At 64.7% G+C, this 6,635-nt stretch carries 5 protein-coding genes; all 5 read left to right on the top strand.

Translation table 11 applies throughout. The features are described 5' to 3' along the window. Nucleotides 1-394 precede the first annotated feature (394 nt). Nucleotides 395-1,126: a GntR family transcriptional regulator gene (locus tag OC610_RS18240; RefSeq protein WP_030139601.1), complete on the top strand. Its 732-nt coding sequence runs from the start codon at nt 395-397 to the stop codon at nt 1,124-1,126. 17 nt (nt 1,127-1,143) lie between these two features. Continuing rightward, complete coding sequence (gene nagA, locus OC610_RS18245; RefSeq protein ID WP_264429598.1) at nt 1,144-2,250, top strand: N-acetylglucosamine-6-phosphate deacetylase; 1,107 nt, start codon at nt 1,144-1,146, stop codon at nt 2,248-2,250. Further along, nucleotides 2,231-3,253, top strand: a complete 1,023-nt coding sequence (locus OC610_RS18250) for an SIS domain-containing protein (RefSeq protein ID WP_264429600.1) — start codon at nt 2,231-2,233, stop codon at nt 3,251-3,253. Before nagA ends, OC610_RS18250 begins: the two co-directional genes overlap by 20 nt. Nucleotides 3,254-3,305: 52 nt before the next feature. After that, nucleotides 3,306-5,819: a phosphoenolpyruvate--protein phosphotransferase gene (gene ptsP / locus OC610_RS18255; protein WP_264429602.1), complete on the top strand. Its 2,514-nt coding sequence runs from the start codon at nt 3,306-3,308 to the stop codon at nt 5,817-5,819. Between the two features lie 33 nt (nt 5,820-5,852). After that, a partial coding sequence (locus tag OC610_RS18260) for a PTS transporter subunit EIIC (protein WP_264429603.1) occupies nt 5,853-6,635 on the top strand: 783 nt, incomplete at its 3' end.

The raw sequence follows: 6,635 nt of genomic DNA on the forward strand, positions 1-6,635 counted from the left end.
GCGAGCAAGCCCGCTCCCACAGGGGAAACGCGTTTGACCTGAAACCAAATCGGCTGTAGGGCCGCCTCGCGAGCAAGCTTTGCTCCCACAGGTCAGTGACCGCAGCAACGGATATACACACAAAACGAATTACCACCGGTCGCCATAAAAATAAATATCAAACTCCGCAACCCGCCCTCCGTGCATACCACTGACCTTCAAAAAACCCATCCCAACGCTGTAATTCCACGCCCCACAAAAACCACCCTAATACCACTTTAACAACATCCGAATAAATACCCAGAAAACGCGGGCCAACCCCAGAAAAGCAGCGTTGACATGGTATTCAAGTGGTATTAGCTTCCACCCCACTCACCGAGCGAAAATTCCTACAACCGCATCGGACACACCGCACATGAACGACATCCTGGCCCTGCGCCCCGACGACACCCAACCCACCCCGCTCTACCTACAACTGGCCCGCAACCTCGAAGCGGCCATCCACGCCGGCCAGTGGAAAGCCGAGCAAGCGATGCCGTCCGAACGCAGCCTGAGCGAGCAACTGGGCATTTCCCGGGTCACCGCCCGCAAGGCGCTGGAAGTGCTGTTCGAGCAAGGCCTGATCCGCCGCAACCAAGGCTCCGGAACCTTCATCACCCCGCGCCTGGAACAACCGCTCTCGCGCCTCAGTGGCTTCAGCGAAATGCTCCGGCTCAAAGGCTTCGTCCCCGGCTCCCAATGGCTGGAACGCGAAATCACCCCGCCGACCCACGAAGAACTGATCCGCCTGGGCCTGTCGCCCACTGACAAAGTCGCCCGCCTCAAACGGCTGCGCAAGGCCGACGACACGGTCATGGCAATCGAGATGAGCACCCTGCCGGCGTCGATCATTCCCAAGCCGCAGGCGGTGGGCGATTCGCTTTATGAATTTCTCGATGGCATCGGCAAACCGGTTGTCCGAGCCTTGCAACACATCCAGGCCATCAACGCCTCGGACGAATTCGCCGCCCTGGTGGGCATCGCTCCCGGCACCGCGATGTTGCTGATGACGCGGGTCGGCTACCTGGAAGACAACACGCCCATCGAAGTCACCGACACCTATTGCCGCAACGACTACTACGACTTTGTGGCAGAACTACGGCGCTAGACGCCCCGGGAATTCCAATGTCCGAAGACAACATCCTCACCGCCAACGGCTGGATACGCGGCCGCCTGATCCATGAACACGGCAAGGTCGTGTCCGTCGAAGGCCAGCCCTGCGACCCGACGAGCAACGACCTGCCCTACCTGCTGCCCGGTTTCATCGACTTGCATGTGCACGGCGGTGGCGGCAAGGACATCATGGAGGGCGCCCCAGCCTTCAAAACCATTGCCCGCACCCACGTGCGCTTTGGCACCACGTCGTTGCTCGCCACCACCATGACGGCGCCAAGCGAAGAAATCGCCAGCGTCCTCAAGGCCCTCGGTGAGTTCTGCGAACAGCGGCCCAGCGGCAGCGCACGTGTCCTCGGCGTGCACTTGGAAGGCCCTTACATCAATCCCGGCAAACTCGGCGCCCAACCGAATTTCGCCCACACCGCGTTGATGGCCGAGGTGGAAACGTACCTGGCCCTGGCGCCGATCCGGGTGATTACCATCGCACCGGAAATCGCCGGCCACGATGCCTTGATCCGTGCCCTCAGCGCTCGCGGCGTGCGCATGCAGATCGGCCATACCCTCGGCAGCTACGAAGAAGGCGTCGCTGCACTGGCCGCCGGGGCCAGCAGCTTTACCCATTTGTACAACGCCATGAGCCCGCTGCATCACCGCGAACCGGGCATCGTCGGCGCGGCGCTGGCCCATGCGCAATATGCCGAGCTGATCCCGGACCTGCTGCACGTGCACCCCGGCGCCATGCGCGTGGCGTTGCGTTCGATCCCTTGCCTGTATTGCGTCACCGACTCCACCGCCGCCGCCGGCATGCCCGACGGCGAATACAAGCTGGGCAGCCACACCGTGACCAAATGCCTGGGCGGCGTGCGCCTGGCCGACGGCACCTTGGCCGGCAGCACCCTGACGATGGACCAGGCCCTGCGCAACCTGGTGAAGATCGGCCTGCCCCTCGACGACGCCTCCCGACGCCTGTCGCAATTCCCCGCCGACTACCTCGGCCTGCCCGAGCGCGGACGCCTGCATCCCGGCGCCTGGGCCGACTGCGTGCGGCTTGACCGTGCCCTGAACCTGATCGACGTAATGGTCGAAGGAGAAGCCGTTGACTTCCAAAATGCTTGAAGAGGCCCTCGCCTCAGCCGAAGCCGTTGAGCGTCAATTGCAGCGACTGGATCCGACGCTGGCGGAAATTGCCGGACGCTTGCGTCGTCAACCGCCGCAAGTGGCGATGACCGTGGCTCGGGGCAGTTCCGACCACGCCGCCAGTTATTTCGCCTACCTGACCATGCAGCAGTTGGGCTTGCCGGTGGCATCGCTGCCGATGTCGGTGGTGACCCTGCAACAGGCGCCGCTGAAGGTCAGCGGCCAGGTGGCGTTCGCGTTCTCGCAGTCGGGGCAGAGCCCGGACCTGGTCAACAGCCTGCGCCTGTTGCGCAAGCGTGGCGCGTTGAGCGTGGCGATGGTCAACGCAGAGGATTCTCCGCTGGAGGCGGCCTGCGAATTCAGCGTGCCGTTGTGCGCCGGCATCGAGAGCAGTGTTGCCGCGACCAAGAGTTTCATTGCCACCCTCAGCGCCAGTGCGCGGTTGGTGGCCCACTGGAAAGATGATGCCGAGTTGCTCGAAGCCGGCCATGCGCTGCCCGAGGGCTTGCGCGACGCCGCGAGCCAGGATTGGAGCGCTGCCGTCGAAGCGCTGCGTGACTGCCAACGGCTCATGGTAATCGGACGTGGCGCCGGGTTCGCCATCGCCCAGGAAGCGGCGCTCAAATTCAAGGAAACCTCGGCGATCCAGGCCGAAGCCTTCAGCAGCGCCGAAGTCCGTCACGGGCCGATGGCCCTGATCGACGAAAACTACCCGCTGCTGGTTTTTGCTCCGCGCGGTGCCGAGCAGGCTGGCGTGTTGAGCCTGGCCGCCGACATGCGCGAGCGCGGCGCCCGAGTGCTGCTGGCCGCCCCCGATGACATCGCCGAGCGCGACTTGACGCTGAGTCGTGCCGCGCATCCGGCTCTGGACCCGATCCTGGCGATCCAGAGCTTTTACGGCATGGCCGCCCGACTGGCCGTGGCCCGAGGCCTGGACCCGGATCAGCCACGGCACTTGAGCAAGGTCACCCGGACCCACTGAACCGCCAGCGTTCTTTTCATGCAAGGCCAATGATCCCAGAGAGAGCGAGCCCATGCCCAACAACAATAAAGAGCTGATCCTCAGCGCCCCGCTCAGCGGTCCGGTGCTCACCCTCGCCAACGTGCCGGACGCGGTGTTCGCCAGCGGTGCGATGGGCGATGGGATCGCCATCGATCCATTGAACGATACCCTCTACGCCCCCTGCGACGGCGAGGTGATCCACGTCGCTCGTACCGGCCACGCCGTAACACTGCGGGCCGACAACGGCGCCGAATTGCTGTTGCATTTGGGACTGGACACCGTCGAGTTGCAGGGCGACGGCTTTTCCATACTGGTCAAGGAGGGCGCACGGGTCAGCAACGGCCAGGCGCTGCTGCGCTATGACCTGGACAAAGTGGCCCAGCGCTGCAAAAGCCTGGTCAGCCTGTTGATCATCACCAACGGCGAACACTTCCAGGCACGGCCGATCACCCTTAAAGGCGTCAAGGTCGGCGAACCGTTGCTGCACATCGTCAGCAAGACGCCGAATGAAACACGTGACGATGAGTTGGACATCGGCATCGAAGTGTCCGGCCAGATCCGCATCGCCCATCGCGGCGGCTTGCACGCCCGACCCGCTGCCCTGGTTCGCCAGACCGCGCAGGGGTTCAAGAGTCGTTCGCAGCTGCACTTTGGCGGTCGGTCGGCGTCCTGCGACAGCGTCATGGGCATGATGGGCCTGGCGATCAACGAACAGGCCGAAGTGCATGTCAGCTGTCGCGGCAGCGATGCCGAAGCGGCGTTGCGAGCGCTGTTGACCACTCTCTCCACGGCCCTCGCCGAAGAAACCCATGCCCAGGCGCCACAGGCCAAGACGCCCGACCGTACCGCCGAAGACGGTGTGCTGCACGGCGTCTGTACCGCGCCCGGACTGGTCAGCGGGCCGCTGGTCCGGCTGGACGGCATTCAATTGCCCGAGGATGCCGGTGGACATGACGTCGAAGAACAACGGCAACGACTGCGCCATGCCCTGGCGCACGTCAGCCGCGATATTCAACAGACGCTGGAGAACGCCAAGGCCCGGCGCCATGTCGACGAGCAGGCCATTTTCAGCGCCCACCTGGCGTTGCTGGAAGACCCGGTCCTGCTGGACGCCGCCGAGCTCGCCATCGATCAGGGCCACGCCGCGCCCCACGCTTGGAGCCAATCCATCGACAGACAGTGCCAGGTGCTGCGGCAATTGGGCAACGCACTGCTGGCCGAGCGCGCCAATGATCTGCACGACTTGCGCCAGCGGGTCCTGCGGGTGTTGCTGGGTGAAGCCTGGAAGTTCGACGTACCGGCGGGCGCGATTGTCGCCACGCGAGAGCTGACCCCATCGGAACTGTTGCAACTCAGCGCCCAAGGCGTGTCCGGCGTGTGCATGGCCGAGGGCGGCGCGACCTCCCACGTGGCGATTCTGGCCCGGGGCAAAGGCTTGCCCTGCCTGGTGGCGTTGGGCGAGACCTTGCTCGCACAAGCACCGGGCCAATCGGTGGTGCTGGACGCAGACGGCGGCCGCCTCGAACTCACGCCAAGCGCCGAACGCCTGGTGCAAGTGCAGCAAATACACAGTCAACGCGCCGCCTTGCGCGCCCAGCAACAGACCCTCGCCCATACGCCGGCGCGAACGGTTGATGGAATAGAGATTGAAGTCGCCGCCAACGTTGCCTCCAGCGTCGAAGCGGGCGAGGCCTTCGCCAACGGTGCCGATGGCATCGGCTTGCTGCGTACCGAATTCCTTTTCGTCGACCGCCACACCGCCCCCGACGAAGAAGAGCAACGCCACGCTTATCAAGCGGTGCTCGATGCCATGGGCGACAGGCCGGTGATCATCCGCACCATCGACGTCGGCGGCGACAAGCAATTGGACTACCTGCCACTGCCGGCAGAAGCCAACCCGGTGCTCGGCCTGCGGGGCATTCGCCTGGCCCAGGCGCGGCCGGAGCTGCTGGACCAGCAACTGCGGGCGCTGCTGCAGACCCGTCCATTGCGGCGCTGCCGAATTCTGTTGCCGATGATCACCGAGGTCAGCGAGTGGCTGCACATCCGCCAGCGCCTCGATGCCTTGGCCGCCGAACTCGGCCTGGACGAACGCCCACAGCTTGGGGTGATGATCGAAGTGCCAGCCGCCGCATTGCTCGCCGAACAGCTGGCTGAACACGCGGACTTCCTCTCCATCGGCACCAACGACCTGTCCCAGTACACCCTCGCCATGGACCGCGACCACGCTGGCCTCGCCGCCCGGGTCGATGCCTTGCACCCGGCGCTGTTGCGGCTGATCGCCCAGACCTGCGTCGGCGCCGCCAAGCATGGGCGTTGGGTCGGGGTGTGCGGGGCCCTGGCCTCCGATCCCCTGGCAACGCCGGTGCTGATCGGGCTGGGCGTCCGGGAGCTGTCGGTCAGCCCGCCGCAGGTCGGCGAGATCAAGGACCGCGTGCGCCGCCTCGATGCCGCCCAGTGCCGGCGCATCAGCACCGACTTGCTGAACCTGGCCAGCGCCGCCGCCGTGCGCCAGGCCTGTCATCAACATTGGCCCCTGGGCTGAAGCCCGTCGAAGAACAATAAAAGGAGAGACGCCATGTACCAGCATTTCATCGAAGGGCTGCAACGCCTCGGCCGGGCGCTGATGCTGCCGATCGCGATCCTGCCGATCGCCGGCCTGCTCCTGCGCCTGGGTGACACGGACCTGTTGAATATCGCGATCATCCACGACGCTGGCGAAGCGATTTTTGCCAACCTGCCGATGATCTTCGCCATCGGCATCGCGGTGGGGTTCGCGCGGGACAACAACGGCACCGCCGGACTGGCCGGGGCCATCGGCTACCTGGTCATGATCGCGACGCTGAAGGTGCTCGACGCAACCATCAACATGGGCATGCTCGCCGGGATCATCAGTGGCCTGTTGGCCGGCGCGCTGTACAACCGCTTCAAGGACATCAAGCTGCCGGAGTACCTGGCGTTCTTTGGCGGCCGGCGCTTCGTGGTGATCGTCACCGGTTTCAGCGCCGTCGGCCTTGGCCTGGTGTTCGGCCTGATCTGGCCGCCGGTCCAGCACGGCATCAACAGTTTCGGCGAGTTGCTGATGGCCAGCGGCAGCTTCGGCGCGTTCGTCTTCGGTGTATTCAATCGATTGCTGATCGTCACCGGCCTGCACCACATCCTCAACAACATGGCCTGGTTCATCTTCGGCAGCTTCACCGACCCCGCCACCGGCGCGGTGGTGACCGGTGACCTGACCCGTTATTTCGCCGGCGACCCCAAGGGCGGCCAGTTCATGACCGGCATGTTCCCGGTGATGCTTTTCGGCCTGCCCGCCGCGTGCCTGGCGATGTACCGAAACGCCTTGCCCCAGCGGCGCAAG

Source organism: Pseudomonas agronomica (assembly GCF_025917275.1).
GTDB lineage: Bacteria > Pseudomonadota > Gammaproteobacteria > Pseudomonadales > Pseudomonadaceae > Aquipseudomonas > Aquipseudomonas agronomica.